The sequence below is a fragment of the Enterobacter sp. SM3 genome (assembly GCF_009811935.2).
In the GTDB taxonomy this organism is placed as follows: Bacteria; Pseudomonadota; Gammaproteobacteria; order Enterobacterales; family Enterobacteriaceae; genus Enterobacter; species Enterobacter asburiae_D.
Window position 1 is genome coordinate 1,941,547 of record NZ_CP099971.1, and the last position, 14,398, is coordinate 1,955,944.

A 14,398-nucleotide genomic window follows, 5' to 3' on the forward strand; every position below is an offset into this window, starting at 1 on the left:
TGGTTTACTGTTCAATCTGGTGATGAATAAAGCGATTAAACTGAAATTGCAGCGAATTAATCATCTGGGATGACCAGCGAACTGCACTGTTTTCGGGCAAAGTTTGCGGCATCCAGACGGCGTAAGCAAACAGCGCCATGCACAATACGCGCTCAAGCTGGTTTCCTTTCTGCGGGGCGAGGATGGGAAAACGGAAGCGCCAGCGGCAGGGCCAAAGCAGCGGCACGCCCGCAGGCGTCAGCATATCGGCGAGAATATGGCTTAAATAGCCCAGCACCATCCCCTGGATGGCATCGGCGGGGACTATCCAGCTTTCGGGCACCTTTAAATAGAAAAGCGTCAGCAGGCCAAACACGGCCAGCAGGCTGTGCGTAAACCCCCGGTGGCCGAACGCGCGGGCGATGGGTTTCGACACCCACTTCAGGCGTTGCCCGAGGAAGGATTTGGGATGGTCAATGTCGGGCAGCAGGCAGGTCAATACGGCGGAAGGGACAATATGCCACCAGTCCCCCTGTGCCAGCACGGGGGTGAGTTCAGCGTTTCTGGCAAATACCGCGCACGCAATAGAAAAAAGCAGGTGGCCTTCCGCCGTCATGATAAAACCCACAAAACTGTCAATTCATACAGTATAGGGTTTTTATACAGTAGGCGGAAGAGGTGACGGTGTAACTGTTTGTCACAAACCGGAGGAGGGCGTTAACCGCCCTGCAGATGATGCGCCGTGAGTTCTGCAAGTGAATTAAGCTTCACATCGGCAAGCGCAAACCGGGGATCGTGACGGCCTTCTTCAGCGGGCACCACAATGGAGCGCATCCGCGCAGCCTTCGACGCCACCATACCGTTAACGGAATCTTCCAGCGCAACGCAGTTGAGGGGATCCAGGCCGAGCTTCGCGGCACAGTCCAGATAGACCTGCGGGTGTGGCTTGCTGTAAGGCAATTTTTCAGCGGACGCCAGCGCGTCGAAACTGTCGCGCAGTTCAAACATCGTGAGCACTTTTTCCAGCATATGCAGCGGTGAAGCCGAGGCCAGGCCAACCTTCAGCCCCTGGGCTTTACACAGCGCAACGGCCTCGCGTACGCCGGGCAACAGCGGCCTGTTCTCTTCCACCAGAGAAATGGCGCGGCTGATAATGCGTGCGGTCACCTCATCGCGATCGGGACCCACCCACGGCTGTTGGGCAAACCACAGGTCAACCACCATATCGATGCGCAGGCCCAGCGTATCGGGAAGTTCATTACGGCGGCTGATATCCACGCCCAGGCTGGCCATCACATCCAGTTCGGCGCGATCCCAAAGCGGTTCGGAATCGATCAGTAATCCATCCATGTCAAAAATTGCGGCAAGAATTTGGCGCGGTGTCGACATCACAACGTCTCCTTATCCAGGGTGTTCGACAGACGATACGTGCTAAGCACAATCTGCAATTTAGCATATTGCTTTCAAAGATCGGGCGAAATTGATGGCCAGCAGGTAGACTTAGGCACAAATAACGCGTCTTTATGAAGAGGAACTGATGACGTATCAACAAGCTGGACGCATTGCGGTCTTAAAACGCATTGCTGGCTGGGTTATTTTTATTCCTGCCGTCATTTCTACGCTGATTTCTGTACTCAAATTTATGTACGATCACAGTGAAAAACAGCCGGGTATCAATGCGGTAATGCTTGATTTCGCTCATGTCATGATTGAGATGATGCGTTTTAATACGCCATTTTTGAATGTTTTCTGGTTTAACTCACCCACCCCGGATTTTCATCAACAGCTGAACATCGGCTTTTGGGTGATATACGCCCTCATCTTTGTCGCGCTGGCACTGCAGGCCTCTGGCGCGAGAATGAGTCGCCAGACGCGCTTTTTACGCGAAGGCGTTGAGGATCAGTTGATTCTGGAGCAGGCCAAAGGCCCGGAAGGGATGAGTCGGGAGCAGATTGAATCCCGCATTGTTGTGCCGCGTCACACCATTTTCCTGCAAATTTTCCCGCTCTATATCCTTCCCGTCATCATCATTGTGGCGGGATACTTCTTCTTCTCACTGCTCGGTTTTCTGTAAGCGATAGGGGTGGCGGCAAGGCCACCCTTTTCTTCTCAGGCGGCAAGCATACGCTCAAGCGCCCGCTGCGCGTTAACAAGGTGTTCTCCGCCAAAAAGAATGGCTCGGTTCATCAGCGTATAAAGCTGATACACCGGCTGGCGGTCGAGGAAACCGGGCGGCAGGGGAGAAACAGACTGGTATCCGTCGTATATTTGCGGCGGCTGCTCGGGATGAAGCGGCAGCATGGCAAGATCGCACTCTCTGTCACCCCAGTAGCAGGCCGGGTCAAAGATGTAGGGGCCGTTGGGACCCAGCGCGCAGTTATCGGACCACAAATCGCCGTGAAGCAGAGATGCCTGAGGCTGGTGGGATGCCAGACGCTGTTGAACGTGCTCGACGATGGCATCAATATTGCCAAATTCCAGCCCTTTCTCGGCGGCCAGCTCAAGCTGCCAGCCAATGCGCTGCTCGGCAAAAAATGTCGACCAGCGACGCTGCCAGGCATTGGGCTGTGGCGTGGTAGAGAGATCGTTGTCAAAATCGAGACCAAACTGCGGCTGGTCGCTCCATTGATGCAGGCGCGCTAGCTGTTGGCCGAGGATGAACGCATTATGGGCATCCAGCGGCCGGGCGGGGAGATACTCCATCACCAGGAAGCTGTAGTCGCGGTCGCTCCCCACGGCCAGAACCTGCGGGACCGTCACCGTTTTACTGCGCGACAACAGCTCCAGCTGGTCAGCTTCGGCGGTAAATATCGGAAGCAGCTCTCGCTCATCGCACTTAACGAAAAGATCGCGCCCTGCGTAGCGTAAATGCCACGCGGCGTGGATTTCACCGCCTGGCAGTTCGTTACGCAGTTCAATTTCACCTTCACCCAGTTGCTCACGTAAAAGATGACTGATAGCCTGCCACATGTTGTCTCTCCCATGTTGTCTGCCAGATCATAAAGTTAGCGCATAATGGCGGTAAAAAAATACGAACTAACGCACACCTGAGCGGTTTAAATTCATACAGCGCACTTATTGTTCTTTTTTCCGCCAGCTTTCCCAGGTATCCACGTCGATTTCGGCAGGCTTGTCGGTCACGCTCTCCACCAGACTGGCGGCCAGCGCATGAACCTCTTCCTGGCTCAGGGCGCCGATCAGACCAAATGCCAGGGTGCCTAAATCATGAATATTGCCCTCGTCATCCGTCAGGGTGAGGAGAAAATTAGCCCGGGTGAAAGCATTGTTGAGCTCATTCAGCTCGGTCAGCGATGCTTCATGAAGGTTGATGGTCACGACGTAACGTGTGATGTCACCACTGCTCATAATTCACCTCATTGTTATCATGGAAGTTTTCTTAGCATAGTCGATAGTTTGCGTTTGGCGACTCAGAGAGGACATTCCCCTCCGTAAAGACGAAGGGGAAAAGGGGTTAATTTCGGGACAGGTAATCGACGATTTTTTGCGTATCGGCAAGTGAACAGAGACGCGTGCCCTGGTTGATGGTTGCGGCGCTACCCGCCGCCACGCCGTAGCGTGTCATTTCCAGCAGCGACGCACCCTGCGCCAGTTTTAGCGTCATCGCGCCCACCATGCTATCGCCCGCGCCAACCGTGCTCTGGCTCTTCATTGGCGGTGGGACAACCTGAACGGACGATGATTCATCGACGGCCAGCGCCCCCTGAGGGCCAAGTGAGACGACTACGCGTCGCGCTTTGCCGCTGCGTACCAGCTCCTGCGCGGCGGTGCGAACATCATCAGGCTGCGTCAGTTCGCGGTTGACCAGCGCGCTTAACTCTTTCTGGTTGGGTTTGACCAGCTCCAGATTGCCCGGCACCAGGGCCGCCTGCAGGGCCTCGCCGCTGCTGTCGACAATGCAGCGGATGCCGCGTTGCTGTACCGCCTGAATCAGAGCCGTTAATTTTTCCGTGCTTACGCCGGGCGGCAGGCTGCCGCTTATCACCAGCAGCGCACCGCTTTCTATGGTCAGCACTTTCTCTTCAAGCTGACGAAACTCGTCATCGCTGAGTTTCGCGCCCGGCATGACAAAACGGTACTGCTCGCCGCTTGATTCTACGTGGACATGCAGGTTTTGCCGCGTCCAGTCTTTGGCCTCGACGGTCTCTACGGCCACCTGTTCATCTGCCAGCAGAGAGACAAGGTGTTCGCCGGTGGCACCGCCGGTGGGGAAAATAGCCGTAGCTTTGCCGCCGAGGTGTGTAATGGCGCGCGCCACGTTGATCCCGCCGCCGCCGGGCTCAAAGACCGGGGCGCTACAGCGCAATTTACCTTCCGGGTAAATCTGCGGCGTCAGGGTGGCGGAATCCAGGGAAGGGGAGAGCGTCAGAGTATAGATAGAAACCATCATTACCTCCTTTTAGCATGGGTTCTTATTAGCCTGGCACCATTTGACAGGAAGGCAATGTAAATAACAGTATGATTTTAAATATGAATACTGACAAAAAGTGGGGCGGGGGATATATAAAATAAAACGCTTTTTGAGATCGTTCTTATTCAAAAAATGAAATAAGAAAACATTGCTATGTTATTTGCGGCTTTTTATAATTTGTTACCTTTCTCTGGACGCCTTGTCATTGATCCTCAAGAAAGATTCCGGGACCGTGTGGTCTCTTTTTTTGTTGTACGGACTCCTTAATAAAATGAAGCTTTTAAAGACAGTGCCCGCTGCACTGATGCTGGCGGGTGGCGTGTTTGCGGCTATGAACGCGACCGCTGATGATACCGTTTTTACTGTCATGGACGATCCTTCCACCGCGAAAAAACCGTTTGAAGGTAACCTGAACGCCGGATACCTGGCACAATCCGGTAACACGAAAAGCTCTTCTCTGACGGCGGACAGTACGCTCACCTGGTACGGCAACACCACCGCCTGGTCTCTGTGGGGTAATGCCAGCAACACGTCCGCTAATGACGAACGTTCTTCCGAGAAATATGCGGTAGGCGGACGTAGCCGTTACAACATGACCGACTATGACTACCTGTTTGGACAGGCAAGCTGGTTAACCGACCGTTACAACGGTTATCGCCAGCGCGATGTGTTCACCGCCGGTTATGGTCGCCAGTTCCTGAACGGTCCGGTACACAGCCTCCGTTTTGAATTCGGTCCGGGTGTGCGTTATGACGAGTACACCAATGGCGATACCAAAACCCAACCGCTCGGTTACGCTTCCGGTACCTATGCCTGGCAGATGACTGACAACACCAAATTTACCCAGGGTGTTTCTGTATTTGGTGCCGACGACACGACGCTGAACTCTGAGACGGCGCTGAACGTGGCTATCAACGAACACTTTGGTCTGAAAGTGGCCTACAACGTGACCTGGAACTCTTCACCACCAGAATCTGCGCCGGATCATACCGACCGCAGAACCACGGTATCACTGGGTTATAGAATGTAATGAAAGCGGGCCGACGATGATGTCGGCCCGTTTATTGTCTGTGGTTTTTTGACGTCCCTTCTGATGACCTGTCTTCGCCCCTAGCCCCAAATCATTGCCGCCCAACGGAGTAGCAGCATTGCGCCGCAGATGGCAATCAGCACCAGCACCATTTTCCAGTGTTTTACGGCAAATCGTTTTGTTGGCATAACCTAATCCTTGTTCATTGATATCCACAGTCTACCAAACAGGGCCGAAATATGCCCCTTCTCAGGATCGATTAGGTTATGCCAGCGCAGGGGGCGGCTCAGAACCAATGGAATCGTTCGGCTAGAATCAACAATAAACCTGTGGCGGAAAGGACATTCAATATCACAACCGTTCTGCTGGATACGTTCATGGTATGCACCTTTGGGTTTAAGGACCTGTTCAAGAGTAGCCCAGCATCTTCGAAATGCGAGCGCAGGGGAGAAGCAACCTGCAAATTCGTACGAAAGTGCCAGCCCATCAATCTGGCCGCAGAGGGTGCAATCTCCTTTGCGTTAGTGTTAACATTACGTCGCTTGCCGTAAATCCGCATTAATCTGAATTCGGCAGGTGAATGATGACGAACCAATTTGACGATTGTTGGTCAGATGGTGTCGTAATCTATTGTCAAATCACAATTATTTTCTTTGTATATGCTCTTATGTGTGGGGCATCACTGCAAATAAGGATATAAAATGCCTGTAATTACTCTTCCTGATGGCAGTCAACGCCATTTCGACCGCGCTGTTAGCCCAATGGATGTTGCCCTGGACATTGGTCCTGGTCTCGCAAAAGCGACTATCGCTGGCCGTGTTAACGGTGAGCTGGTGGATGCCTCCGATCTGATCGAAAACGATGCGACGCTTGCAATCATCACTGCGAAAGACGAAGAAGGTCTGGAGATCATTCGTCACTCCTGCGCGCACCTGTTAGGTCATGCCATCAAACAGCTGTGGCCAAACACCAAAATGGCGATCGGTCCGGTTATCGACAACGGTTTCTACTACGACGTTGACCTCGACCACACCCTGACTCAGGAAGATATCGACGCGCTCGAAAAACGCATGCACGAGCTCGCCGAAACGAACTATGACGTCATCAAGAAGAAAGTCAGCTGGCACGAAGCGCGTGAAACCTTCGTGAAGCGCGGCGAGAGCTACAAGGTCTCTATTCTTGACGAAAACATTGCTCATGATGACAAGCCTGGCTTGTACCATCACGAAGAATACGTCGACATGTGCCGTGGACCGCACGTGCCGAACATGCGCTTCTGTCATCACTTTAAGCTGATGAAGATCGCGGGCGCCTACTGGCGTGGCGACAGCAACAACAAGATGTTGCAGCGTATCTATGGTACCGCGTGGGCCGATAAAAAAGCCCTGAACGCGTACCTGCTGCGCCTGGAAGAGGCAGCGAAGCGTGACCACCGTAAAATCGGTAAGCAGCTTGACCTGTATCACATGCAGGAAGAAGCGCCGGGTATGGTGTTCTGGCATAACGACGGCTGGACCATCTTCCGTGAACTGGAAACTTTCGTACGTTCCAAGCTGAAAGAGTACCAGTATCAGGAAGTGAAAGGCCCGTTCATGATGGACCGTGTGCTGTGGGAAAAAACCGGCCACTGGGACAACTACAAAGATGCGATGTTCACCACCTCGTCTGAGAACCGTGAATACTGCATCAAGCCAATGAACTGCCCGGGCCACGTTCAGATCTTCAACCAGGGTCTGAAATCCTACCGCGACCTGCCGCTGCGTATGGCGGAGTTCGGTAGCTGCCACCGTAACGAGCCATCAGGTGCGCTGCACGGTCTGATGCGCGTTCGTGGCTTTACTCAGGATGATGCGCATATCTTCTGTACTGAAGATCAGGTTCGTGACGAAGTTAACGCCTGTATTCGTATGGTCTACGATATGTACAGCACCTTTGGCTTCGAGAAGATCGTTGTCAAACTCTCAACGCGTCCGGAAAAACGTATCGGTAGCGATGAGACCTGGGATCGCGCAGAAGCGGATCTCGCCGTGGCGCTGGAAGAGAACGGCATTCCGTTCGAATACCAGCTGGGCGAGGGCGCATTCTACGGTCCGAAAATTGAATTTACCCTGTATGACTGCCTCGATCGTGCATGGCAGTGCGGTACTGTACAGCTGGACTTCTCCCTGCCGCAGCGTTTAAGCGCCTCTTATGTTGGCGAAGACAACGAGCGTCAGGTACCGGTAATGATTCACCGTGCAATTCTCGGTTCTCTGGAGCGCTTCATCGGCATCCTGACCGAAGAGTTCGCAGGCTTCTTCCCAACCTGGCTTGCGCCAGTGCAGGTCGTGGTGATGAACATTACCGATTCTCAGGCGGATTACGTTAAAGAATTGACGCAGAAACTACAAAATGCGGGCATTCGCGTAAAAGCAGACTTGAGAAATGAGAAGATTGGCTTTAAAATCCGCGAGCACACTTTACGTCGTGTCCCGTATATGTTGGTCTGTGGTGATAAAGAGGTGGAAGCAGGCAAAGTTGCCGTTCGCACCCGCCGTGGTAAAGACCTGGGGAGCCTGGACGTAAGTGAAGTGATTGAGAAGCTGCAACAAGAGATTCGCAGCCGCAGTCTTCAACAACTGGAGGAATAAGGTATTAAAGGCGGAAAACGAGTTCAAACGGCACGTCCGAATCGTATCAATGGCGAGATTCGCGCCCAGGAAGTTCGCTTAACAGATCTTGAAGGTGAACCACTGGGGATTGTGAGTCTGAGAGAAGCGATCGAAAAAGCTGAAGAAGCTGGAGTAGATTTAGTTGAAATCAGCCCTAACGCCGAACCGCCAGTTTGTCGTATCATGGACTACGGCAAGTTCCTTTATGAAAAGAGTAAGTCTTCTAAGGAACAGAAGAAGAAGCAAAAAGTTATCCAGGTTAAGGAAATCAAATTCCGTCCTGGTACCGACGATGGCGATTATCAGGTAAAACTCCGCAGCCTGATTCGCTTTCTGGAAGATGGCGATAAGGCCAAGATCACACTGCGTTTCCGCGGTCGTGAGATGGCCCACCAACAGATTGGTATGGAAGTGCTTAACCGCGTCCGTGACGATCTGAGTGAACTGGCAGTAGTCGAATCCTTCCCTACGAAGATCGAAGGCCGCCAGATGATCATGGTGCTCGCTCCTAAGAAGAAACAGTAAGGCCTTCAAGCAGCAAAATCTGTGGAGCCTTCGGGTTTCATAGGTTTTGTTCGCCTATGTTTCGTTTATTTAACAATGCGAAGTGGAAGTTATTAAGATGCCAAAAATTAAGACCGTACGCGGTGCTGCTAAGCGCTTCAAAAAAACCGGTGGTGGTGGATTTAAGCGTAAGCACGCAAACCTGCGTCATATTCTGACCAAAAAATCTACTAAGCGTAAACGTCACCTGCGTCCAAAAGGCCTCGTTTCTAAAGGCGATCTGGGTCTGGTTATCGCGTGCCTGCCGTACGCATAAGCCGTTAACGTTTAATTTTTTTACTAAGAATATAGATACAGGAGAGCACATATGGCTCGCGTAAAACGTGGTGTAATTGCACGTGCACGTCACAAGAAAATTTTGAAACAAGCTAAAGGCTACTACGGTGCGCGTTCACGCGTTTACCGCGTTGCCTTCCAGGCTGTTATCAAAGCAGGTCAGTACGCTTACCGTGACCGTCGTCAGCGTAAGCGTCAGTTCCGTCAACTGTGGATTGCGCGTATCAACGCAGCAGCACGTCAGAACGGTATTTCTTACAGCAAATTCATCAACGGCCTGAAAAAAGCCTCTGTTGAAATCGACCGTAAGATCCTGGCTGACATCGCAGTATTCGACAAAGTAGCGTTCACCGCTCTGGTCGAAAAAGCGAAAGCAGCACTGGCATAAGCCAGTTGAGAGAGGGAGCTTTGCTCCCTCTTTTGTTTTAACATCATCAGAACATTGACTTTTACCCGTCCAGGCTTTTCAATAAGGTCTTAACGGTTTTTACCAGACAAGGTAACGCAAGCATGAATGCTGCTATTTTCCGCTTCTTCTTTTACTTTAGCACCTGATTTCAGGAGGCTAGCGCGTGAAAGATGAAACGAAAAACAGCGCCAGATAAGCCTCCCGATGGAGGCTTTTTTTGTGCCTGAATTTGAGAGAATAACTCCACCAAATCGGTGTCTGCACCGACATAATGAGGAAAATCATGTCACATCTCGCAGAGCTGGTTGCCAGTGCAACAGCCGCCATTAATCAGGCCTCAGATGTTGCCGCGTTAGACAATGTCCGCGTCGAATATCTTGGGAAGAAAGGGCACCTGACCCTTCAAATGACAACCCTGCGCGAGCTGCCGCCAGAAGAACGCCCGGCAGCCGGTGCGGTGATTAACGAAGCCAAAGAGCAGGTACAGCAGGCGCTGAACGCGCGTAAAGCCGAGCTGGAAAGCGCGGTGCTGAATGCGCGTCTGGCCGCAGAAACGATCGACGTTTCTCTGCCAGGTCGCCGTATCGAAAACGGCGGTCTGCACCCGGTTACCCGCACCATCGATCGCATTGAAAGTTTCTTCGGTGAGCTCGGCTTTACCGTGGCGACTGGCCCGGAAATCGAAGATGATTACCATAACTTCGACGCCCTGAACATTCCTGGCCATCATCCGGCACGCGCTGACCACGACACTTTCTGGTTCGACGCTACGCGTCTGCTGCGTACTCAGACCTCCGGCGTTCAGATCCGTACCATGAAGGATCAGGAGCCGCCAATCCGTATTATCGCGCCGGGCCGCGTCTATCGTAACGACTACGATCAGACCCACACCCCAATGTTCCACCAGATGGAAGGCCTGATTGTTGATAAAAATATCAGCTTCACCAACCTGAAGGGCACGCTGCACGATTTCCTGAACAACTTCTTTGAGGAAGACCTGCAGGTTCGTTTCCGCCCGTCCTACTTCCCGTTCACCGAACCGTCGGCGGAAGTTGACGTGATGGGTAAAAACGGCAAATGGCTGGAAGTGCTGGGCTGCGGCATGGTGCATCCAAACGTGCTACGCAACGTGGGTATCGATCCGGAAGTTTACTCCGGCTTTGCCTTCGGCATGGGCATGGAGCGTCTGACCATGCTGCGCTACGGCGTGACCGACTTACGTGCATTCTTCGAAAACGATCTGCGTTTCCTCAAACAGTTTAAATAAGGGCAGGACAGAACAATGAAATTCAGTGAACTGTGGTTACGCGAGTGGGTGAACACCACGCTGGACAGCGACGCGCTTTCTAACCAGATCACCATGGCGGGTCTGGAAGTGGACGGCGTTGAGCCGGTTTCCGGTGCCTTCAACGGCGTGGTCGTCGGCGAAGTGGTAGAGTGCGGCCAGCACCCTAACGCTGACAAACTGCGCGTGACAAAAGTGAACGTGGGCGGTGACCGTCTGCTGGATATCGTCTGCGGTGCGCCAAACTGCCGTCAGGGCCTGAAGGTGGCCGTGGCGACCGTCGGTGCAGTGCTGCCGGGCGATTTCAAAATTAAAGCGGCTAAGCTGCGCGGCGAGCCGTCTGAAGGCATGCTGTGCTCCTTCTCCGAGCTGGGTATTTCCGACGACCACAACGGCATCATTGAGCTGCCGCTGGATGCGCCAGTCGGCACCGATATCCGTGAATACCTGAAGCTTGATGACAACACCATCGAAATCAGCGTCACGCCAAACCGTGCCGACTGCTTAGGTATCATCGGCGTGGCGCGCGACGTGGCCGTGCTGAACAAGACCGAACTGAACGCGCCGGACATCGCGCCGGTTGAAGCGACCATCAGTGACGTGCTGCCTATTCAGGTTGACGCTGCGGATGCTTGCCCGCGCTACCTTGGTCGCGTGGTGAAAGGCATCAACGTGAAAGCGCCAACCCCGCTGTGGATGAAGGAGAAGCTGCGCCGCTGCGGTATCCGCTCTATCGACGCCGTGGTTGACGTGACCAACTACGTTCTGCTGGAGCTGGGCCAGCCAATGCACGCGTTCGATAAAGATCGTATCGACGGCGGCATCGTTGTGCGCATGGCGAAAGAGGGCGAAACCCTGGTTCTGCTGGACGGCAGCGAAGCCAAACTGAATGCCGACACCCTGGTGATTGCTGACCACAGCAAAGCGCTGGCAATGGGCGGTATCTTCGGGGGCGAGCACTCAGGCGTGAATGATGAGACTCAAAACGTCCTGCTGGAATGCGCGTTCTTCAGCCCGCTCTCCATCACCGGTCGCGCACGCCGTCACGGCCTGCATACCGATGCCTCCCACCGCTACGAGCGCGGCGTTGACCCGGCGCTGCAGTACAAAGCGATGGAACGTGCGACCCGCCTGCTGATCGACATCTGCGGCGGCGAAGCGGGCCCGGTTATCGACGTCACTAACGACGCGACCCTGCCGAAGCGTGCCACCATTACCCTGCGCCGCAGCAAGCTGGACCGCCTGATTGGTCATCACGTTGCGGATGCGCAGGTGACCGACATCCTGACGCGTCTGGGCTGCGAAGTGACCGAAGGCCAGGACGAGTGGAAAGCCGTTGCGCCATCATGGCGTTTCGACATGGAAATTGAAGAAGATCTGGTGGAAGAAGTGGCCCGCGTTTACGGCTACAACAACATCCCTGACGAGCCTGTGCAGGCAGGTCTGGTGATGGGCTCCCACCGTGAAGCCGACCTGTCCCTGAAGCGTGTGAAAACCATGCTGAACGACAAAGGCTACCAGGAAGTGATCACCTACAGCTTTGTGGATCCAAAGCTGCAGCAGCTGATCCACCCGGGCCAGGAGGCGCTGATCCTGCCAAGCCCAATCTCCAGCGAAATGTCCGCGATGCGTCTGTCTCTGTGGACGGGCCTGCTTGGCACAGTCGTTTACAACCAGAATCGTCAGCAAAACCGCGTGCGAATTTTCGAAAGCGGTTTGCGCTTTGTACCGGATAATCAGGCAAATTTAGGCATCCGTCAGGATCTCATGCTGGCTGGCGCCATCAGCGGCAACCGCTATGAAGAGCACTGGGACCTGGCAAAAGGCACGGTTGATTTCTACGATATGAAGGGCGATCTGGAAGCGATTCTGGATCTGACCGGTAAATTATCTGAAATTGAATTCCGCGCAGAAGCCATCCCGGCTCTGCATCCGGGCCAGAGCGCAGCCATCTATTTAGACGGCAAACGCGTTGGTTTTATTGGGGTTGTTCACCCTGAGCTGGAGCGCAAGCTGGACCTGAACGGCCGTACCATCGTGTTCGAGCTGGAATGGAACCCGGTGGCTGACCGCGTTATTCCTCAGGCTCAGGACGTCTCCCGCTTCCCGGCAAACCGCCGTGATATCGCGGTTGTGGTCGCGGAAAATGTGCCCGCAGCAGATATTTTGGCCGAATGTAAGAAAGTTGGCGTAAATCAGGTAGTTGGCGTAAACTTATTTGACGTGTACCGCGGCAAGGGCGTAGCAGAAGGTTTCAAGAGCCTCGCTATTAGCCTTATCCTTCAGGATACCAGCCGTACACTCGAAGAAGAGGAGATTGCCGCTACCGTCGCCAAATGTGTAGAGGCATTAAAAGAGCGATTCCAGGCATCATTGAGGGATTGAACCTATGGCGCTTACAAAAGCTGAAATGTCAGAATATCTGTTTGATAAGCTTGGGCTTAGCAAACGGGATGCCAAAGAGCTGGTAGAGCTGTTTTTCGAAGAGATCCGTCGTGCTCTGGAAAATGGTGAGCAGGTAAAACTCTCCGGTTTTGGCAATTTTGATTTGCGAGACAAAAACCAACGTCCGGGCCGTAACCCGAAGACGGGGGAAGATATTCCCATTACAGCCCGCCGCGTGGTGACCTTCAGACCCGGCCAGAAGTTAAAAAGCCGTGTCGAAAACGCAACGCCCAAAGCAGAGTAATATGAACTAACTAAAAAGGCCGCCCACGCGGCCTTTTTTCTTTGCGCTCTCCGGCAAACCCGCCGTAAAATCAATTACATCTCACGCTACTAAAACCGTACCCATGCTTGATTATGCCCACCGCCAGCACCGTTCTGATAAGCGTCGCCTGCTTTTGCTGGTGCTGTTGCTCATTGTCGCCGCAGCCGTGAGCCTCTGCGCCGGAGACCGATGGATAGGGCCTGAAAGCTGGTGGGGACCGGACGGGCAGCTCTTTGTCTGGCAAATTCGCCTGCCGCGCACCGTCGCGGTAGTTCTGGTGGGGGCCGCGCTGGCGCTGTGCGGCACCATTATGCAGGCGTTGTTTGATAACCCGCTGGCGGAGCCCGGGCTACTCGGCGTGTCGAACGGAGCTGGCGTGGGTCTGATTGCGGCGGTGATGCTGGGCGGGGGAGAACTCTCCGGATGGAGTATTAGCCTGAGCGCTATTCTCGGCGCATTACTGATAACCGCGATCCTTCTTCGCTTCGCCAGACGGCACCTATCGACCAGCCGTCTGCTGCTTGCCGGCGTGGCGCTGGGGATCATCTGCAGCGCGTTGATGACCTGGGCGGTCTACTTCTCAACATCCTTTGACTTGCGTCAGCTGATGTACTGGATGATGGGCGGCTTTGGGGGCGTTGACTGGCACCAGGGCTGGCTGATGGCGCTGCTGGTACCGGTCATCGTGTGGGCTGCCCTGCAGGCGCAGCCGCTGAATATGCTCGCGCTGGGTGAAACCTCTGCCCGCCAGCTCGGCATGCCGATTGGGCTCTGGCGTAATGTGCTGGTGATCGCCATTGGCTGGCTGGTCGGCGTCAGCGTGGCTCTGGCGGGCGCGATCGGTTTTATCGGGCTGGTTATTCCGCACATGCTGCGCCTGTGTGGCCTCACGGACCATCGGACTCTGCTTCCGGCTTCGGCGGTTGCCGGGGCCGTCACGCTGCTGGTGGCCGATATCATCGCCCGGCTAGCCCTGACGGCGGCAGAGCTGCCGATTGGCGTGGTGACCGCCACGCTGGGCGCGCCGGTATTTATCTGGCTACTATTAAAAGCTGGACGTTAAAT

Annotated in this window: 18 protein-coding genes and 1 other annotated feature; of the genes, 11 read left to right on the forward strand and 7 right to left on the reverse strand. The window is 54.1% G+C overall.

Annotated elements, in window-relative coordinates; genetic code table 11:
• Positions 1-4: 4 nt before the first annotated feature.
• Both GVO84_RS09120 and hxpB read right to left on the reverse strand, forming a co-directional pair.
• Positions 5-595 (reverse strand): metal-dependent hydrolase, encoded by a 591-nt coding sequence (locus GVO84_RS09120; RefSeq protein WP_159513930.1) that lies wholly within the window; start codon positions 593-595, stop codon positions 5-7.
• A gap of 101 nt (positions 596-696) precedes the next feature.
• A complete protein-coding gene (hxpB, locus tag GVO84_RS09125) occupies positions 697-1,368 on the reverse strand; it encodes a hexitol phosphatase HxpB (protein ID WP_159513931.1) in 672 nt (223 codons plus the stop codon).
• 148 nt (positions 1,369-1,516) lie between these two features.
• Here hxpB and GVO84_RS09130 point away from each other — a divergent pair, with 148 nt between their 5' ends.
• Positions 1,517-2,053 (forward strand): YniB family protein, encoded by a 537-nt coding sequence (locus tag GVO84_RS09130; RefSeq protein WP_023311291.1) that lies wholly within the window; start codon positions 1,517-1,519, stop codon positions 2,051-2,053.
• Positions 2,054-2,088: 35 nt separating this feature from the next.
• Here GVO84_RS09130 and GVO84_RS09135 read toward each other — a convergent pair whose 3' ends face one another.
• From GVO84_RS09135 to pfkB, 3 genes are all read right to left on the reverse strand, one after another.
• Complete coding sequence (locus tag GVO84_RS09135; RefSeq protein WP_024909435.1) at positions 2,089-2,949, reverse strand: fructosamine kinase family protein; 861 nt, start codon at positions 2,947-2,949, stop codon at positions 2,089-2,091.
• 105 nt (positions 2,950-3,054) lie between these two features.
• Positions 3,055-3,345, reverse strand: a complete 291-nt coding sequence (gene ghoS, locus GVO84_RS09140) for a type V toxin-antitoxin system endoribonuclease antitoxin GhoS (RefSeq protein ID WP_047648044.1) — start codon at positions 3,343-3,345, stop codon at positions 3,055-3,057.
• 106 nt (positions 3,346-3,451) lie between these two features.
• Positions 3,452-4,384 (reverse strand): 6-phosphofructokinase II, encoded by a 933-nt coding sequence (gene pfkB / locus GVO84_RS09145; protein ID WP_121423437.1) that lies wholly within the window; start codon positions 4,382-4,384, stop codon positions 3,452-3,454.
• Positions 4,385-4,679: 295 nt separating this feature from the next.
• Here pfkB and GVO84_RS09150 point away from each other — a divergent pair, with 295 nt between their 5' ends.
• Positions 4,680-5,438: a DUF481 domain-containing protein gene (locus GVO84_RS09150; protein WP_029740435.1), complete on the forward strand. Its 759-nt coding sequence runs from the start codon at positions 4,680-4,682 to the stop codon at positions 5,436-5,438.
• Between the two features lie 80 nt (positions 5,439-5,518).
• Here GVO84_RS09150 and yniD read toward each other — a convergent pair whose 3' ends face one another.
• Together yniD and yncL are read right to left on the reverse strand one after the other, a co-directional pair.
• Positions 5,519-5,626: a small membrane protein YniD gene (gene yniD / locus GVO84_RS09155; RefSeq protein WP_008500658.1), complete on the reverse strand. Its 108-nt coding sequence runs from the start codon at positions 5,624-5,626 to the stop codon at positions 5,519-5,521.
• 98 nt (positions 5,627-5,724) lie between these two features.
• Entirely contained in the window at positions 5,725-5,997 is a 273-nt protein-coding gene (gene yncL / locus GVO84_RS09160; RefSeq protein WP_306432116.1) for a stress response membrane protein YncL, read from the reverse strand.
• 142 nt (positions 5,998-6,139) lie between these two features.
• Between yncL and thrS the strand changes: the two genes are divergently transcribed.
• The 9 genes from thrS to btuC all read left to right on the forward strand — a co-directional run bounded on the left by thrS (position 6,140) and on the right by btuC (position 14,396).
• Entirely contained in the window at positions 6,140-8,068 is a 1,929-nt protein-coding gene (gene thrS / locus GVO84_RS09165; protein WP_159513932.1) for a threonine--tRNA ligase, read from the forward strand.
• Between the two features lie 3 nt (positions 8,069-8,071).
• A complete protein-coding gene (gene infC / locus GVO84_RS09170) occupies positions 8,072-8,614 on the forward strand; it encodes a translation initiation factor IF-3 (protein WP_014069901.1) in 543 nt (180 codons plus the stop codon).
• A 97-nt stretch (positions 8,615-8,711) separates the two neighbouring features.
• A complete protein-coding gene (gene rpmI / locus GVO84_RS09175) occupies positions 8,712-8,909 on the forward strand; it encodes a 50S ribosomal protein L35 (protein WP_003030583.1) in 198 nt (65 codons plus the stop codon).
• Between the two features lie 51 nt (positions 8,910-8,960).
• Positions 8,961-9,317: a 50S ribosomal protein L20 gene (gene rplT, locus GVO84_RS09180; protein WP_000124850.1), complete on the forward strand. Its 357-nt coding sequence runs from the start codon at positions 8,961-8,963 to the stop codon at positions 9,315-9,317.
• 117 nt (positions 9,318-9,434) lie between these two features.
• Positions 9,435-9,559, forward strand: a sequence feature (Phe leader region).
• On the forward strand, positions 9,440-9,484 hold the full coding sequence (gene pheM, locus GVO84_RS09185) for a pheST operon leader peptide PheM (RefSeq protein ID WP_001386830.1): 45 nt from the start codon (positions 9,440-9,442) through the stop codon (positions 9,482-9,484). It overlaps the preceding feature by 45 nt.
• Positions 9,560-9,621: 62 nt before the next feature.
• Entirely contained in the window at positions 9,622-10,605 is a 984-nt protein-coding gene (gene pheS, locus GVO84_RS09190; RefSeq protein ID WP_010426091.1) for a phenylalanine--tRNA ligase subunit alpha, read from the forward strand.
• Positions 10,606-10,620: 15 nt separating this feature from the next.
• On the forward strand, positions 10,621-13,008 hold the full coding sequence (gene pheT, locus GVO84_RS09195; RefSeq protein ID WP_121423438.1) for a phenylalanine--tRNA ligase subunit beta: 2,388 nt from the start codon (positions 10,621-10,623) through the stop codon (positions 13,006-13,008).
• A 4-nt stretch (positions 13,009-13,012) separates the two neighbouring features.
• Positions 13,013-13,312, forward strand: coding sequence for an integration host factor subunit alpha (ihfA, locus tag GVO84_RS09200; protein WP_003857805.1), 300 nt, complete (start codon positions 13,013-13,015; stop codon positions 13,310-13,312).
• A gap of 103 nt (positions 13,313-13,415) precedes the next feature.
• Positions 13,416-14,396: a vitamin B12 ABC transporter permease BtuC gene (btuC, locus tag GVO84_RS09205; protein WP_159513933.1), complete on the forward strand. Its 981-nt coding sequence runs from the start codon at positions 13,416-13,418 to the stop codon at positions 14,394-14,396.
• Positions 14,397-14,398 lie beyond the last annotated feature (2 nt).

Excerpts from the sequence above, each read along its gene's own strand:
- ihfA (WP_003857805.1), top strand. The coding sequence starts at position 13,013 with ATGGCGCTTACAAAAGCTGAAATGTCAGAATATCTGTTTGATAAGCTT.
- GVO84_RS09130 (WP_023311291.1), top strand. The coding sequence starts at position 1,517 with ATGACGTATCAACAAGCTGGACGCATTGCGGTCTTAAAACGCATTGCT.
- GVO84_RS09135 (WP_024909435.1), bottom strand. The coding sequence starts at position 2,949 with ATGTGGCAGGCTATCAGTCATCTTTTACGTGAGCAACTGGGTGAAGGT.
- rpmI (WP_003030583.1), top strand. The coding sequence starts at position 8,712 with ATGCCAAAAATTAAGACCGTACGCGGTGCTGCTAAGCGCTTCAAAAAA.
- GVO84_RS09150 (WP_029740435.1), top strand. The coding sequence starts at position 4,680 with ATGAAGCTTTTAAAGACAGTGCCCGCTGCACTGATGCTGGCGGGTGGC.
- btuC (WP_159513933.1), top strand. The coding sequence starts at position 13,416 with ATGCTTGATTATGCCCACCGCCAGCACCGTTCTGATAAGCGTCGCCTG.
- yncL (WP_306432116.1), bottom strand. The coding sequence starts at position 5,997 with ATGCGGATTTACGGCAAGCGACGTAATGTTAACACTAACGCAAAGGAG.
- rplT (WP_000124850.1), top strand. The coding sequence starts at position 8,961 with ATGGCTCGCGTAAAACGTGGTGTAATTGCACGTGCACGTCACAAGAAA.
- hxpB (WP_159513931.1), bottom strand. The coding sequence starts at position 1,368 with ATGTCGACACCGCGCCAAATTCTTGCCGCAATTTTTGACATGGATGGA.
- thrS (WP_159513932.1), top strand. The coding sequence starts at position 6,140 with ATGCCTGTAATTACTCTTCCTGATGGCAGTCAACGCCATTTCGACCGC.
- GVO84_RS09120 (WP_159513930.1), bottom strand. The coding sequence starts at position 595 with ATGACGGCGGAAGGCCACCTGCTTTTTTCTATTGCGTGCGCGGTATTT.
- yniD (WP_008500658.1), bottom strand. The coding sequence starts at position 5,626 with ATGCCAACAAAACGATTTGCCGTAAAACACTGGAAAATGGTGCTGGTG.
- ghoS (WP_047648044.1), bottom strand. The coding sequence starts at position 3,345 with ATGAGCAGTGGTGACATCACACGTTACGTCGTGACCATCAACCTTCAT.
- pheS (WP_010426091.1), top strand. The coding sequence starts at position 9,622 with ATGTCACATCTCGCAGAGCTGGTTGCCAGTGCAACAGCCGCCATTAAT.
- pheT (WP_121423438.1), top strand. The coding sequence starts at position 10,621 with ATGAAATTCAGTGAACTGTGGTTACGCGAGTGGGTGAACACCACGCTG.
- pfkB (WP_121423437.1), bottom strand. The coding sequence starts at position 4,384 with ATGGTTTCTATCTATACTCTGACGCTCTCCCCTTCCCTGGATTCCGCC.